The organism is Alkalihalophilus pseudofirmus (assembly GCF_029094545.1).
Taxonomy (GTDB): Bacteria; Bacillota; Bacilli; order Bacillales; family Bacillaceae_D; genus Alkalihalophilus; species Alkalihalophilus pseudofirmus.
In genome coordinates this window covers 1,611,652-1,626,977 of record NZ_CP117835.1, presented here as the reverse complement: position 1 = coordinate 1,626,977, position 15,326 = coordinate 1,611,652, and the positions used below count along the sequence as shown (strand labels likewise).

The 15,326-nt window shown below is 35.8% G+C and carries 14 protein-coding genes; 13 read left to right on the top strand and 1 reads right to left on the bottom strand.

The features are described from left to right. Positions 1 to 208: 208 nt before the first annotated feature. The 12 genes from PQ478_RS08395 to PQ478_RS08340 all read left to right on the top strand — a co-directional run bounded on the left by PQ478_RS08395 (position 209) and on the right by PQ478_RS08340 (position 13,533). The gene (locus tag PQ478_RS08395; protein WP_289236451.1) at positions 209 to 6,388 is read left to right on the top strand and encodes a transglycosylase SLT domain-containing protein; all 6,180 of its coding nucleotides are present in this window, start codon (positions 209 to 211) and stop codon (positions 6,386 to 6,388) included. A 35-nt stretch (positions 6,389 to 6,423) separates the two neighbouring features. Continuing rightward, a complete protein-coding gene (locus tag PQ478_RS08390) occupies positions 6,424 to 7,428 on the top strand; it encodes a hypothetical protein (protein ID WP_289236450.1) in 1,005 nt (334 codons plus the stop codon). Positions 7,429 to 7,431: 3 nt separating this feature from the next. Continuing rightward, entirely contained in the window at positions 7,432 to 9,177 is a 1,746-nt protein-coding gene (locus PQ478_RS08385; protein ID WP_289236449.1) for a hypothetical protein, read from the top strand. Between the two features lie 10 nt (positions 9,178 to 9,187). Continuing rightward, a complete protein-coding gene (locus PQ478_RS08380) occupies positions 9,188 to 9,562 on the top strand; it encodes a hypothetical protein (RefSeq protein ID WP_289236448.1) in 375 nt (124 codons plus the stop codon). A gap of 23 nt (positions 9,563 to 9,585) precedes the next feature. Beyond that, positions 9,586 to 9,747, top strand: a complete 162-nt coding sequence (locus PQ478_RS08375; RefSeq protein ID WP_289236447.1) for a hypothetical protein — start codon at positions 9,586 to 9,588, stop codon at positions 9,745 to 9,747. A gap of 106 nt (positions 9,748 to 9,853) precedes the next feature. Further along, a complete protein-coding gene (locus PQ478_RS08370) occupies positions 9,854 to 10,711 on the top strand; it encodes a hypothetical protein (protein WP_289236446.1) in 858 nt (285 codons plus the stop codon). 11 nt (positions 10,712 to 10,722) lie between these two features. Further along, positions 10,723 to 11,901 (top strand): hypothetical protein, encoded by a 1,179-nt coding sequence (locus tag PQ478_RS08365; protein WP_289236445.1) that lies wholly within the window; start codon positions 10,723 to 10,725, stop codon positions 11,899 to 11,901. A gap of 11 nt (positions 11,902 to 11,912) precedes the next feature. Further along, positions 11,913 to 12,185 (top strand): hypothetical protein, encoded by a 273-nt coding sequence (locus PQ478_RS08360; protein ID WP_289236444.1) that lies wholly within the window; start codon positions 11,913 to 11,915, stop codon positions 12,183 to 12,185. Between the two features lie 15 nt (positions 12,186 to 12,200). After that, the gene (locus PQ478_RS08355) at positions 12,201 to 12,983 is read left to right on the top strand and encodes a hypothetical protein (protein ID WP_289236443.1); all 783 of its coding nucleotides are present in this window, start codon (positions 12,201 to 12,203) and stop codon (positions 12,981 to 12,983) included. Between the two features lie 11 nt (positions 12,984 to 12,994). Continuing rightward, positions 12,995 to 13,267, top strand: a complete 273-nt coding sequence (locus PQ478_RS08350) for a hypothetical protein (protein WP_289236442.1) — start codon at positions 12,995 to 12,997, stop codon at positions 13,265 to 13,267. A gap of 7 nt (positions 13,268 to 13,274) precedes the next feature. Next, positions 13,275 to 13,400 (top strand): CD1375 family protein, encoded by a 126-nt coding sequence (locus tag PQ478_RS08345; RefSeq protein ID WP_289236441.1) that lies wholly within the window; start codon positions 13,275 to 13,277, stop codon positions 13,398 to 13,400. A gap of 1 nt (position 13,401) precedes the next feature. Then, a complete protein-coding gene (locus tag PQ478_RS08340; protein WP_289236440.1) occupies positions 13,402 to 13,533 on the top strand; it encodes a CD1375 family protein in 132 nt (43 codons plus the stop codon). 265 nt (positions 13,534 to 13,798) lie between these two features. Here the strand turns inward: PQ478_RS08340 and PQ478_RS08335 are convergent, their stop codons facing one another. After that, positions 13,799 to 14,014 (bottom strand): helix-turn-helix domain-containing protein, encoded by a 216-nt coding sequence (locus PQ478_RS08335; protein WP_289236439.1) that lies wholly within the window; start codon positions 14,012 to 14,014, stop codon positions 13,799 to 13,801. A 154-nt stretch (positions 14,015 to 14,168) separates the two neighbouring features. On the opposite strand from PQ478_RS08335, the gene PQ478_RS08330 reads away from it, so the two are divergent. Beyond that, a complete protein-coding gene (locus PQ478_RS08330; RefSeq protein ID WP_289236438.1) occupies positions 14,169 to 15,317 on the top strand; it encodes a hypothetical protein in 1,149 nt (382 codons plus the stop codon). Positions 15,318 to 15,326: the final 9 nt, after the last annotated feature.

Below are 15,326 nucleotides of genomic sequence, written 5' to 3'. Positions count from 1 at the left end.
AAAAGCATAGGGATGGCGTACGTCAAAAACTAACCGCTATAATAATGGACAATAAGCAGGGAACTATCTAAGGCTGTGCTATGATAGACCCTCAACGACTACCATATCCGCACCTTAATTAAGGTGATTGTATAGTCTACTCCCACTTTTAAATAAGTGTTAAAGTACATCGAAAGATGGGGTAAAAAGGGAAGCAAAAATTAATAAAATGCGCAATAGTATAACAGCAGCTTATGTCTCAATTGGAGAATCTTTTGCTGATGACGCTATAGTTGCGTTTGTAACTGTAGTGACGAATGCTATTCAAGCAGTCACACAATTAATTGACACAATGGGTGCGCTACCAGTAATTTTAAGTGCTACATCTCCTTTAATCTTATTGCTAAACAGACACCTATCAAACTTTGTTGCCGAAGGATTTAAAGCTCAAACTACTACAGAGCTATTGTCTCAATCTTCTAGAAAGTACAGCAGAGCAACTGTTGAGGCATCTAGAACCAATCAGCACCTTACTGTAAGTAAAGCGGCTCTAACTGCTTCCATCAATAAAAACACAGCCTCTCTGTCATCTTCAAATATAGTGAAAAAACAAGCTGTCCTACATAATACTACTTTACTCACTTCAACAAGAGCTTTGACTGTTGCAAAAGGCTTGTTAGCTAAAGCTATCACTGGAGTAAAGGTAGCACTTAGAGGCTTACTTGCTTCAACTGTTGTTGGGGCAGGACTTGTAGCGATAGGATATGGGCTAGAGAAATTAATAACAAATTTTGCCGAAGCAAGAGAAGAGACTAATAAGTTTGAAGAAAACTTAAAGGAACAGCAAAAATCATTTAGTGAGAATAGTTCAAGAATTAAAAGCTTATCTGGTGAATATGTTGAGCTTTCATCTAAAACCAAATTAACTCAAGAAGAAAGTGACAGGTTACTCGAAGTTTCCAACGATTTAAATGAGCTGATGCCCCAATTCACCTCTCGTATTGATGAAAAGGGTCAGTCTCATCTAAGATCTGCGGAAGCGATTGAGCTTGAAGTGAAACACCTTGAAAGACTAAGACAGTTAGAGAATCAAGAAACCGTAGCGGGTTTTGGTGATGATATCGATAGTCATATTGAGGACTTAAAAGATTATCAGAAAGAGTACGAAAAAGCACAAAAAACTCTTGCAAAGTATGATGATGATGGTTTTGTTCGATCTTTAAAGACTCTTAGAGGATATTCAGATGAAGAGATAGAAAGGGAAATAATTAAGCTCGAAAGAGACTTAGAAAGCGCTGAGCATAAGATAAAGCTAGTCAATCTAAGTGTAGAAGAATCCACACGAGATAATGCAAGAGCTAGAATGGAACTTGAAGAAGTTACACAAAAACTTACCGATAGCGACCTTTTATTAGTAGATCAATACCAATCAACCAAAAGTGAAATGATTGATATGACTGAAGTTGCAAAAGGTAATTTAGAAAGCTTAAACAACATTTCCGATGAGGTTCTTGATTATGCTGAAAATCTAGCTGTGTTGCGTAGTGAGCTTGGTAATAATTTCAACTTAGAATCCTTGATTGAGCTTGATATAAACCTTTCTGAATTAGCAGAGTCCAAAGAGATGTTAGAAGAGTTAAAAACGGTACATAATGAAGTTTTAGAAGGTGGAACAGATTGGGAAGCATATGCTTCTAAACTGGAAGGTGTCGGCTTTGCAGATGCATCTTCATTAGTTCAAGCTCTAAAAAATGAATTCAAGGAGCTTCAAGACCAGTTAGCATTAGGGTTATTTGAGGATATCGAAGGCAAAATACCAATAACTTCCGTTGAGCGATTGAATATGCTCAATGAAGAAGGAATTGAAATTTACCGAGAACTAAACGGGCAAATTATACCATACAACGACTCCCTAGACGATCAAGCCGATAAAGTACAAGAACTCACCTCTCTTCACGATCAGCTACTCGGCTCTACTCGACTTAACACAGAAGAAGTTTACAATGCAATTGCAGCTTATGATGTTTTGACAATGGCTCTTCAAGAAGCAGCTAACAATGGTGAAGATTTAACCCACATCGAAAATCAACTTGCAGACACTAAAGAATACCTCTCTTCTATCTTCCCTCACCTAGTAAACGGTACAGAATTACATATTGATGCAATGGCAGAGGAAGCTAGACAAGCAGATATTCTTGAGCATGCTATTGACCTACTCGCTAAAGGTGAATTATCTTCTCAAGATGCACGTAACTTAGCTTCTGCTATTTCTACAAAGGCTCGTATTAGTCACATGCAAGAAGAGATTAATGCATTAAATCGCTTAGCTACTGTTCATAGGGAAATCGCTAAAAACATTCAAGATGAGATTCAACGAACTGGTGAAGGTGCGTATAGATTAAATCACTTACTTGAACATGGCTCTCTCCCTGTTACTAGTAATGTTTCAATGTTTCAGAATGCAGTTGGCAACTACTATCAATCTACAATTGAAAACCTCCAATCGGCAATTGATCTTGAAATCCCTAGTTTATCTCAAGCAACAGACGCCTTAGCTAAGAATACAGATTACAAAGAGCGTAATACTCGTGCCACAAAAGACAATGAGAAAGCCACTAAAGACGCTAACAAAGAAAAAGAAAAAGAAATCTTCCTCGCTGATAAGCACAAAAAAGTTTTAGACGATCTTAATCGTGAAATGTCTAAGCAGCAAAACGCACGTAATAATTTACTGCGTGGTTCTACTCGTTGGCAACGTGCAATGAAGGAAGAAATTCGCTTAACTAAAGAAAAACGAGAAGAAATTGGAAGGCAAATTAAAGAGCTAGAGCGACTTGAACAGATGGGGCAAGTTTATCAAAGTGGTGTAGTTTCTGCCTCTTCCGTAAGAGCTAGTGGTGGTACTTACTCAGGTCAATACTCTGATATCATCAACCGTGCAGCTAGTCAGTATGGTCTCGATCCTAATTTAATCGCAGCAGTTATAAAAGCAGAATCAAATTTCAACCCTAATGCTCGCTCTCACGCAGGGGCTAGAGGTTTAATGCAATTAATGCCTGCCACTGCCGCTAGCTTAGGTGTTAAAAATTCTTACGATCCTGAGCAGAATATTATGGCAGGTGCTCGTTATCTTTCGATGCAGCTTAAGGCATTCGGAGGAGATATCGAAAAAGCATTAGCTGCTTATAATGCAGGTGCGGGAAATGTTAAAAAGTGGGAAAGAAATGGACAATGGGGTAACATTCCTTTTAAAGAGACTCGTAACTATGTGCCAAAGGTTTTAGGTTATCAACGTGATTTTGGCGGAAGTGTTAATGCTGCTTCAGCCCCAGCTTCAAGCAATTCTTTAGATGCTCTTTTTAGCCAAGCCAGACAATTTCAAAATAGTGGTACTTTCAGATATGGTCAAATTGGTGGTAACTTCAATGGTACTTTTGATCAGTTCATCAATCGTGCCGTAGCAGACTGCTCTCAATTTGTTCAAGAAATGTTTGATGAGTTTTTAGGTATTAAGCTTCCACGTACAGCACACCTTCAAGCAAATGACTCAAACATGCAAAATGTATCAAAGTCTAACTTGCAAGCTGGAGATTTAGTATTCTTCAATACAACTGGTAAACAATTTTCTCATGTGGGTATTTACAAAGGTGATGGGAAATTCACTCATATGGGAAGTAGTGGATTACAGACAGAAGCAGATTTAAACTCTAGCTATTGGAGTTCAAGGTATACAGGCGCAAGAAGACATAATCAAATGGGCAATATCGGTAATTATGCTCAACATCAACAAGCACTATTCAATCAAGGTCAGTCTATTGAAGATATGCAAGCTGAACAACACTCCCTCTACCTGCAACAACAAAAATTACAAGAAGAATATTTTCATGGATTAATCGATAACCATGAACGAACAATTGCTCACCTTGAGCGCAGTATCGAAGAACAGCAAAATATTATTGATAGACTTCCAGAAGGTCACAAAGACCGTGATGCAGCACTAAATCAAATTAACTATCTAAACTCTCTAATTGACAAACAATTAAATGAGATTCAATACAAAGCTGGTCAATTTTCAAATAGCACCAAGATTTCTGAGGCGGGCAGACATGAATTCTCAGTCATGCGTGATGAGGCAAGATTACGTAGAGAAGGTGTCTCTTTAGAACAGGCTGAAAGAAATGCTGATCGTGTTCGTGAGAAAATGACTCAGTTAGAGCGTTTAATGGATCAGCAAGAAGGTTCAATCGCTCGCCTACAAAGAGAGAGAGAAAAGCTGGTAGTAGGTTCGAATGCATATGTAGCAAGCCTTGATCAAGAAAGTAAACATATAGCTGAACACAACAGATTGCTTGGCAGAAAGCAAGAAGAGTACGAGAAAGCCATTAACAGTGGGAAATTAACCGCTAAGGATATGCAGGAATTTAGAACTGCTCTCTCCGATGTGAACAATGAGCTAGAAATTGGCGTGGACAGATTAGCTCAATTAAGAGAAGCATTTATTGAAGCTAAAATGACTCAGTTTGATAAAAGAACCCAAGGAATTGATCGCTATGTCAAGCGCTTATCAAACGAATTACAATACATAGACCAAGGAACAGAAAACTACACAGACAGAGTTGATAAGCAATTAGCACAACTAGCTTATAAACAACAAACTCTTCACAATCAGGCAAACTTTTTAAGAGACCAAATTGCTAGTGGGATGCTTACACCTGCACAAGTTGCAGAATATGAAGAGATGATTAGTGATTTAGGGTTAGCTTGGTGGGATGTTAGACATGAAATTGAGTCTGTCAGACAAGCACAGAGGGACTTTATTGGTTCAAAACTTGAGGAGCAAAAAGGTCAATACATAGAAGGTCTTCAGAAAGCTTATGAAAAACTCAATAAAGAGTTAGAAGAACTCATTAAAAAGGATGAGATCTTCAATACAACCGAATTCCTTGATAATATTGATGACTTAATCTATGAGTTAGATCGTATTGATGAGAGGTTTATTAATAATGCTCTCTTTAGAGACTCTACATATGATTTAAGAAATAGTCTATCTCAGACAAGAGATGAAATTATTAGTATTGCAAATGCAGTCGATTTAATGACAAAGAAAACAAGCGAAAACAAACAAGAGCTTGAGCAACTAATCAGAGAGCAATCTGCTTATGCAAATGTAATTAAAAATCAAATAGATGCTCTCGATAAGCAAATACGTGATACTCAGTTAAACCACAAAAAGATAGAAGACTCACTACAAAATCAAATTAAATTAAAACAAGAACAGCTACAACAACTAGACAAAGAAGAAAAACAACTTGATCGAAATAAAAGATTGCAAGAACTTCTAGATGAAATTGAAAAAGTAAGAAATGACAAACGATTCTCCTATATCACAGAAGATGGAGAAGAAATTCTTACCTATGACAAGGGTAGACTGAAAGAGTTAGAGAAACAACGAGATGAGCTTCTTGAACAGTATGAACGTGACGATATTCGTGAAGCAATGCAAGATGAAATTAACGAGATGCAAAACAAACTCGACAAGACAAAGAATATTCATCAACAAGAAATTGCAGAGCTAAATCTCCAAAAGAATGCTCTTAATACTCTATATAATGGGCTAGTTGCAGACACAAGTGATAAACTTAATCAATTACAGCAACTTCAAAACAAACATCTTGAAGAAACAGGTAAGCAATGGGATGAATTAATTAAAGAAGTTCAAAAAGGAACTAAAGATTTCGATGCGCTAATGGAAACTTTCTACGCTGATACGCTATTAAGTTTAGGCGAGTTTGGAAACGATGTTCAGAAGCAAATCAATGAAATCGTGCAAGCCTTTAGGTCTTTAGGTAATATGCAACTTTCTGCGCCTAATGTCTCAGGAGGGTCAGCAGGTAGTAGCCCATCAAATGGGGGTAATTCTTCTCCTACTGGTATAGACCAAATGAAACAAAACAGTCAAGCTTGGGCTAATACAACAAATCAAGCCGAAAAAGATAGGTTAGCTGCGGAAAATCAACAAATAGGAAAAAATTTAGGGCTATCATACAATAGTGGAACAGGAACATGGCACACTTCTGATGGCTTAAAGGCTTATCATACAGGTGGTATCGTTGGTGACAGTAAACCTAATAAGTTTACAGAGTTAATGAATAAACTACTAAATACAAATGCCAATGAGACGGTCATCAAAGCTCTAAACAATGAACTATATTCGCCACAAGACAATTTAGCGAAGTTTGCTGCCCCTAACCTACAAAAATTAATGGGTTCAATTAAACCTGTGAGCGCACAAATGCTTCAGCCTATCACAGAAAATCATTACCATTTAAAGGACTTCACAATTAAAACAGACAATGCTGAGAACTTCTTATCACAAATTAAACATCTTACGAAAAGCCATAAGCGATAATGCTATGGCTTTTTCTTCTTACTTGGAGGTGAATTATGCAAAAACCATTTGATATTAATATAAGAGGTACAACCATAGATGCAAATGAGCAGAATAGGATTTCATGGAGAATTTCAGGTGATGTATCTGTAGCTTATAAAATAGACATTTTAAGCAATCTTGATAACTCATTAATCTATACTACAAGTAGAATAAATAGCTACTCTACTAATCACTCCCTCTCCCCTACCCTAATTGAAAATGGGAAGGAATATAAACTACTAGTCACTGTTTATAATCAAGCTAACAGTCAAGCAACCTCTGATCCGATTATATTTCAAACGTCATCAAGACCGAATGTTTCAATAGCAGTTCCAAATCAAATCAATTCCCCTACTTATTTATTTGAAGCAGAATATACTCAAGCAGAGGGACTACCTATTAGGAATCACATATTCTATGTTTATAATTCAAATCAGTCTAAAATACATGAATCGGGCTTAACCACTAGTGAAGTTCTACAATTTTTAGTTAATAATCTGTCTTCACAGGCAAATTACTTCATTGAAGTTCAGGTAACTAGCTCAAGAGGTCTAACCAACACTACAGGAAAAATACCTTTCTATGTTTTATACACCAGACCACAAACCAATGTTCAACTCAAGGCTGAAAATGTAGATAATGCAGGTATAAAACTTTCTTGGAAAGTTATTCAAATAATTGGTCAGAGTAATTGTGAGGAACTGAATTACATCGACAATCAGAAAATTGATCTAAGAGATTCTTGCCATGTGGAGTTTGATGAGGGTTTTACTGTTGACAATGACTATACATTAAAACTTTGGATTGAGAATCCTATTAAAAACAAAGAGATTCTTAATATCAGAGGAAGCAATGGCTATACTACACTCTCCTACATAGATAATCAATTTCATCTGCTTAAACATATTAATGGAATGTACGCAAGGTATGTGAGTGAGAAAGTTGATTCAGATACTCTATTTGTGTTTATTCAGCAAGTCAATGATGATTATAACTTAAAAGCAAGCGAGGTGGTTTAATAAATGAATTATTCAAGTTTTCCAGAGCAAGTAGACTCCTTTATTAGAAAATACCCTATTCAAGCATCTGATAGAAATAAAGTTGTTGAATATCAGCAATTGAAACTTAAAACAGGCAGAACTGATACTGAAAATAATAGACTTAATCAATTAGCGCAAGAATTGTCCTATGCATTTATTGACCCTGAAGAGTGGAATAAATTTCAGGATGCATTAATTAATACGCAACAATTCTTTCTTGAAGAGACAGTTGGATTCATTCAGCAAAAGCAAGTTGAATTTCAAAATGAAATAGATAAATTTCGCTTTGAGGATGTTTACAATCCTTCCACTCTTTACAATAAGAAAAATATTGTATCATTCCAAGGTGAATCATATATAGCAAGACAAAGTACCCAAGGAAACTCACCTAATCCACTAGCAAATACTCAATACTGGGCTAAAATTGCTCAGCGTGGTGCAAAAGGAGACAGAGGTGAAGCAGGAACAGGTCTTAGATATAAAGGCTCATATAATCCCTCAATACAGTATATTCAAGATGATGCTGTTCAATTTGGTGGGCAAATGTATGCTTGCTTACAAGACAATATTGGAAATGAACCAAACCCAAATCAAGATACAATTTATTGGAGTTTAGCAGTAACGAGAGGACAGTCCACAGGAACTAGAGAATTTAAAAATATCGTTCATGTAGTTGACACTAGAAACAATATACCTATTGGAATCTCTCAATTCAATCGCTCAACCGATATATTACATGTAATTCAAAACCAAACTCCCCTTTCTGAAAATGAGCATTATACTATTAATCCAAATGGCAGCTCAATTGATAGGATTAGCGGAATGTGGGACGGCACTGAAGAAGCTATATTCTTTGAGTTTCGTGTCATTAAAAACTATTTAATTGACCCTACTTATGGCGATGGAAATATGATTCAAGATGGCACTGTTGGAAGAGAAAAACTTAAACCTGAAGTTGTAGAAGATATAGATTCAGCTCATGATAAAATCGGTATTTTAAAAGAAGACGTTGATGAACATAAGGCAGAATATGAGCAACAACTAGGAACAGCAGAATTACTAACAACAGATAAAACATTAAAAGGCTCACTAAATGAGCTTTTTACAAATGCCAATAACTTAAAAGCGGATTGGGCAGGAGTTGTTGGCAGTCCATTATTAGAAACTGATACCTCCGCCCAACTAAAAAACAAGACGCAAGATATAAAGAATGTCATCGCACCTATCTTAGGAAGTACGACAAATACAGCCGCATTAAATACAATGGCTAACACGTTGAACGCTCGTAGAAACTCTATTGCTACAGCAGTGAATAGTAAGGGCGTATCCGCTTCATCCTCAGACACACTTTCTCAACTAGCAACCAAAGTAGGGCAAATTGACATGGGGGTTAAAAAAGCAAGTGGGTCTGGTTTGCCGATAAAATTAGAATCAGACTCAACTTCCGCATACGTAGAGATTTCAAATCTTGGGTTTGTGCCTTCGATAATAAATATAGGTTTTAACTTTAATAATACGTGGTTGTTAGCGAAGTTCCGCTTAAATCAGACATGGTACAACTCTTGGAATGGTGTATCATCGACTGGCGGTCTACCGATTCGTGTACTGCTTGAATCAAACACTCCTACAAGTGAATACACTAAAATAACAATATTAAGGAGGACTGGTGGAGGGATCATAGACATAGGAGCTTTTAGCAGTTCTGTTTTTTGGAGCGCTTTTGAATAAGGAGGTAAGTATGGATACTAATATTAGGAGAATATACTACGACAAAGAAACAGGGGATGTATTGGTTGAAAGGGGTTTTAACGGCTTTGTTACACCTACCAGTATCGAAAAAGATATTGCGGACTTCAAAGTTTTATCTGAAAGGAATGCGAATTCATACAGATTATTAGAAATCCCTTTTACTCAATATTCTCAAGACTTTTCAGAAGCGTCAAGCTATCGAGTAAATCCCGAAACAAAAGAGCTAGAGTTTCAGTATCGTGACCCGAATGAGCCTGACGTGGAGCAACCGTATATTAAATCGTTAAGTGAAGCAGTAGAAGAGCAAATGGATTATTTGTTAGACGTAGATTTCAGACTACTTATGGTTGAAATGGGGATATAAAAATATAATTAGGAGTGATTTAAATGAACACATTAACTTACAGAGCAGCTAAATCATCAATCGAAAGAAAGTCTTATAAGTCGAAAGAGGACATGCAACAGATGTTGGATGTTTTTTTATTGGGTGAAAGATTAACATTGGAGAATTACAATGAGCTAACTGATCTTTTAAGTAGCCAAGTGTAGCGCTACAGGATCATTATGTGAAGCAACTATAAATTAAAATAATAAAACAAAACTTTAAGGGGATGTGGATTTATCACTCCCCTATTTTTATATGGGAGGTGAATGAATGCCACTTATTGATTTAGATTTTCATGGAACTTCATTTTTTGAGAGTCAGACGGGACAAATTAGAAACACTTACTCTCTTAAAGCAGACAATGCAATTTTTGATGAAATACATATTACTGAAGATATGAGCACAGAGAATGATCAAACTAAAGACCAATGGGGGTTAGAGACCCGTTTACTAGCAAGATTCTTAGGTAATTTAGAAGCAGGAAATGTTCAGAATGAAGGTATTGTCATCGAAAAATTTGCTATTAAACGAAGAAAAATTGATGACCTCTTAGATACTACCCTATCAACTGAGCCGTTTGATAATGACAAGCAATTTGAATATATCGACTACACTCAAGCTAATGATAGATTCATCTATTCTATCGTACCTGTTGGTGAGAATGAGCTTGAAGGTCAGCCAAATTCAGTTGAGATTGAATCGGACTTTGTTGGTTGGTGGGTAGTAGATAAAGATACAAAGGAAACGGTAGGATTTGATAAAACTATTGATTCCTCTGATGATATCTCTATGACCCTTAATCAAGGAAGAGAACAGATTGAAACCATGTCTCAATATCCTTCAATCTTCTATACCAATCAAAATTATCATTCAATGCAACTACAAGCTGTATTTTTGCCTGAAGAATGGAATCGCACAGGAAGACAATATGAATCATTTATTCATAACTTTGCTATGAACCCCAAGCCATTTATTATTAAAGGCTCAAGTGGTGAGATATTTGTAGCAGACTTGCACTCCCCTCAAAAGTCCTCTCCTAAAAACACTTGGAAAGGAAGAGATTACTACACTCTCACTATCGAAGCAGTAGAAGTAAATGATTACGATGATTATATGAGAAATGGTTAGGAGGTGTTTAAATGTTACCTGCTTCTTCTGAATTCTTGCAAGCAATGAATTCACCTACTAAAAGAATGCATATTAAATTAGAGCTTTACGATAATAAAATGAACTATCTTAAAGAAGTAACTCTGCAAACAACAAGGGAAAGTTTAGGGGAAATTTCTATAGATGCGGACAGACCTGTAAGGAGATCATTCACTTTTTCTCTACTAAATGATAAGCAGCTATACAACTGGGGAGAAGAGAATCTTATTTGGATTGATAAGCGTGTGATTCTATATATTGGACTTGAAGACTTCAAAGGTGAGATTCATTATGTTCAGCAAGGTGTATTCGTAGTATCTGAACCTGAAGACTCAAATAACATGAGTGGTCGTATTGCTAATATTACTGGATTCGATAAAGCTTTTCTTATGACTGATAAGCGTGGCAAGTTTATCAATGAGACAACACTGGAAGTCGGAGCAAATATTGGGACAGCTATCAGAATTATTGCTCAAGGTGTAGGAGAAACAATGTTTAACTTTGACACCATTGATAAAACCATACCGTATGAGATCACTTACCAATCTAGTGATAATAGATGGAATGCGATTGAGGAATTAGCTCTCCTAGCAGAATGCGATGTGTATTATGATGTATACGGATATTTAAGACTCAAGAAAATTGACCTTAATCAATTTGAGAATGAACCTATTGTTTGGTCTTATAAGTTCGGAGATAGAAATGAGCGTTACTATTCAGGAAATGTAAGAAAAATGGATGAATCTGAACTAGCTAACTATATAAGAGTATTAGCAGGCTCTGGACAAACAGCAGAAGCTAGATTTGACTTGGTAGTAGATGAAACTGATCCACTATGGGAGGATTCCCCCTATTCCATTCAAAAGATTGGTACGGTTTTGTACGAGCACAATAATGGGAGTCCTGATTCGGTATTGGAAACTGAGGATGAGTGTAAATGGAGAGCTAAGTTTGAACTGATGAAGAGACTTGGTTTTACTGAGAGATTAGAAATGAACATCTCCCCTAACTTCCTTCATGATGCGAACGATATAATTGAAATTGAAGATCCTGTGAATGATGTTTCAGGTAAATACTTACTTGATTCTTTTTCAATTCCTCTCACTCCCTCTCTAATGACACTCAATTGTAAAAAATATAGAAAAGTTATTGATGACTGGGATTTCATTTAGGAGGTATTAATTTGATTAAGAATAGAGAAGTAATTAACCTTATAAGAACTATCGTATATGATATCTTAGATGATGAAAATGTCTTAATTGGAGAATGGCATTTAGGATCGGTTGAAGAAGTTTTGTCAGAGAATATGCTTAAGGTGTTTGTTGATGGCTCAGATGTGTCACAGCGCATTCCAAGTAATCCAGATGTGGAGTTTACTAGTGGAGATCATGTATGGGTACATTTCGTTAATAAAGATAGTAAAAATAAATTTGTCACAGGAAAAAGAAGTGTTTAATAAAGGAGGTATCTGATGAGCAATTTTGGTAAGATATCACGTAAAGAATTAAATCAGAAGGTAAATGAAGATTTAAATAAAATTGACCTTTTAAAAGAAACCGTTACTGCACATTCGGCAGAATATACGCAGTTTAAAGGTGATACCGAAACGGAAATTGATAATTTAAAGTCATCTGTCAGTAATGGGAAAAGTTTAGTCGCTACTGCTATTACTGACCAAGGTGTGCCAACAAGTAGTGACGCAGCTTTTCAAACGATGGCTAATAATATCGGATTATTGGGCGGAGGGATTAAGAGTATCCAGAACGGGTATACGACAATGTCCACGGAGTTAACAAAAGATGTGAGTATGGACACAGTAAACCCAAGTGCGAGTGTAGTATTCCTTAATAATATTTCTTTACCTGACAGTAATATCGGTAGCGCTACATCTGCTGTAATGGCAGAGATAAAAAACTCAAACACTCTAACTTTTTCAAAAGAAATGACAGTAAATAACAGGTTAATACACATTTCATACACGGTTGTCGAGTTCGAGGAAAGTGCAATAAAAAGTTTCCAAAAAGGTATTTATGCAACTGGTGGACACCTTATCGGTGCAGGAATACCGATAAATAATATTAACCCAAATAACTCAATTGTTTGGATAACGCATAAATATTTTACTGACAACAATAATGATAACTCAGTGGCTAACTTCGGAGTGTCATATTATTTAAATAGTGATGAGATTTATATTGTCAAATCAATGGGCGAAAAAACATTAAGTTATTTTGTCGTTGAATTTAAAGAATGAAGGTGATTGAAGTGAGACTTATAAAAATGAACTCAAAAAATGAAGTTATATCCTTGCGTTACGGAAGTTCAATTGTCGGAGGGGAGATCGAATCAGAAACAGGTGAAATTGGTCAAATTAGGTTAGGAGATGGCACTTTCATAAATCCAGAACCTAAAACTGTTAAGTACCAAGAAACACTAGAAGAAAAAATCGAACGTCTCGAACGTCAGATTCAACAAGACAACATTACTAACTTTGAAGTATTAGCCACAATCTACGAAGAATTATTAATGAAAGGGTGACGTAAGGATGGTGGAAATGTATGTGCGTCTTATTCGCAACAGCGAAGAAAAAGGTAATGAAGATTGGACAATTGATCGTGTACCTGAAAGATTCCGTGAAGATGTTAAAACTGCTCTTAAAGGAGGAAATTAATATGGTAGATATGTATGTGGTTTTGGTTATTAACAAGCGTAGAACGATTGACCAAGTACCTGCACAGTGGAGAGATTTAGTGAAAGCTGATTTAACCGCTATTGGTGTGGATGGCTATGGTGACCAATTGTAGCTGAACCTACTGAATAATAGGATCATTATGTGCAACAGCATGTAGTTAAAATATTGATAATAAACCTAGACTTGTAACAGGTCTTTTTTTATTGCTTATTTAGGAGGGTAACTATGAGTGAATTTATGTCTTGGGCAATTCAAAACCCACCAATATTACCTCTTATTTTTGGTGGGTTGGTATTATTGGCTGTTAGTCCTACTATTTATTGGTTATGTAAAAATTGATATATGTGCAGCAAACTAAAAATCCAAGAGGCTATTTTTTATGTCTTCTTCTCTTCTTCATAGCTAATTAAATCACTAGGTTGCACATTCAAATATTCACATAGTTTATCTAAAAGTTTCTTGGGAAAATGTTTATTTTGATTATTATACATCATCCTTAAAGACTCATAGCGATAGTCTATGTCTTTTGAAACCTGCAATACAGATAGGTTTCGCTCATCTAATATTGACTTCAAATTAGATTTTATTGTCATGGAAGTATCACCTATTCAATTAATTATTTAGTTTAAAGTATAACAAAGATTATATAAAAGATGAATTTTATTGAAAAATCCATACTCAAAGACCCTTATAAATACTGGGTTTTACGAGTATGGATTTTTTGAATTTTGAAAGTGAGGTGAGATAGTGCTCCCTAACATAACCATTAATGTATTTGGTAACAACACAACTTCTGTAAACTGTTTAATTGACTATCCTGTAATTAGCGATGAGCTACCTGACACATACGTGTCAGATATTCTAATAATGAGTGACATTGGCTTTAAGGCTGGAGAACTGGTGGAAATTAAAATAGCATCCATCTCAAGCGGAACTTTTATAATCAACGAAGATACAAACGCTTTTTGGTTATCTAATTTAGATTCAGTCACACGTTCTCCTCTATCATCTAAGTCTGATAGCAGCGAATTAATTACCTTAGACTTCCTTAAAGATAAGCTGTTAAGATTTAAAATCATCGGTGGTGAAGAGGAACTTTTTAGTATTTCTCCTCAAGCTGTCTATGACTATGGCGTACCAGATGGCTACGATCTACTTTCACAGTCAGACATCTCCATTGGAGACGAAAGTAGTGTGTCAGCAATCAGAGAAGCAATTGATAATACAGAAGTTGTAGTTGAATCATTAAAGAATAAAGTAAAGTTTTCAATTGAATACCCGCTTTTTGGCTCTAAATACCCTACTCAATATTTAACTGATTATCTGCTTTCTTTTAATTCAACTATTCCATTGGGCACAGAGATTAGTATTTCAAGGAATGGCGAACCACAAGACACAATTAAACTGAACAAGAATACGAATCACATTTGGTTTTTTAGAGAACTGCTGAATGAAGAAAGACCATTCACTTCATCTCTGCAAAGTGAAGAATGGGAATTAACATTTGTGTATGATCATGAAGTAAATGTTCAAGTGTATACTGGTGAAAATTCTAGTTTCACTTCTGCTAATGCTGTGCTTGAAGAAAATCCATTCGGACTATTTAAATTAGCAGATTCTAAGTCTCTTGAGGTATTACTTCCTCCACTTTCTAGCGCTAACTTTACAGTTGAGTATGAGGGCTACACAAAAGAAATCAAGAAAGCTAAGCTGAATATTAAGAGTGGTCAGAATGTCTTTATAGACTTCATTCAAAAAGATGAGAATAATAATGAGTTTATTCGAATCAGACATAATGATGAAGTGTTTAATGTGTCAATTGACTTGCTTATGAATATTGATGGTCTACGTAATTACATCTCGCTCCTTAGAGACTTAGGAAGACAGATGATTTAGTGAGGTGTT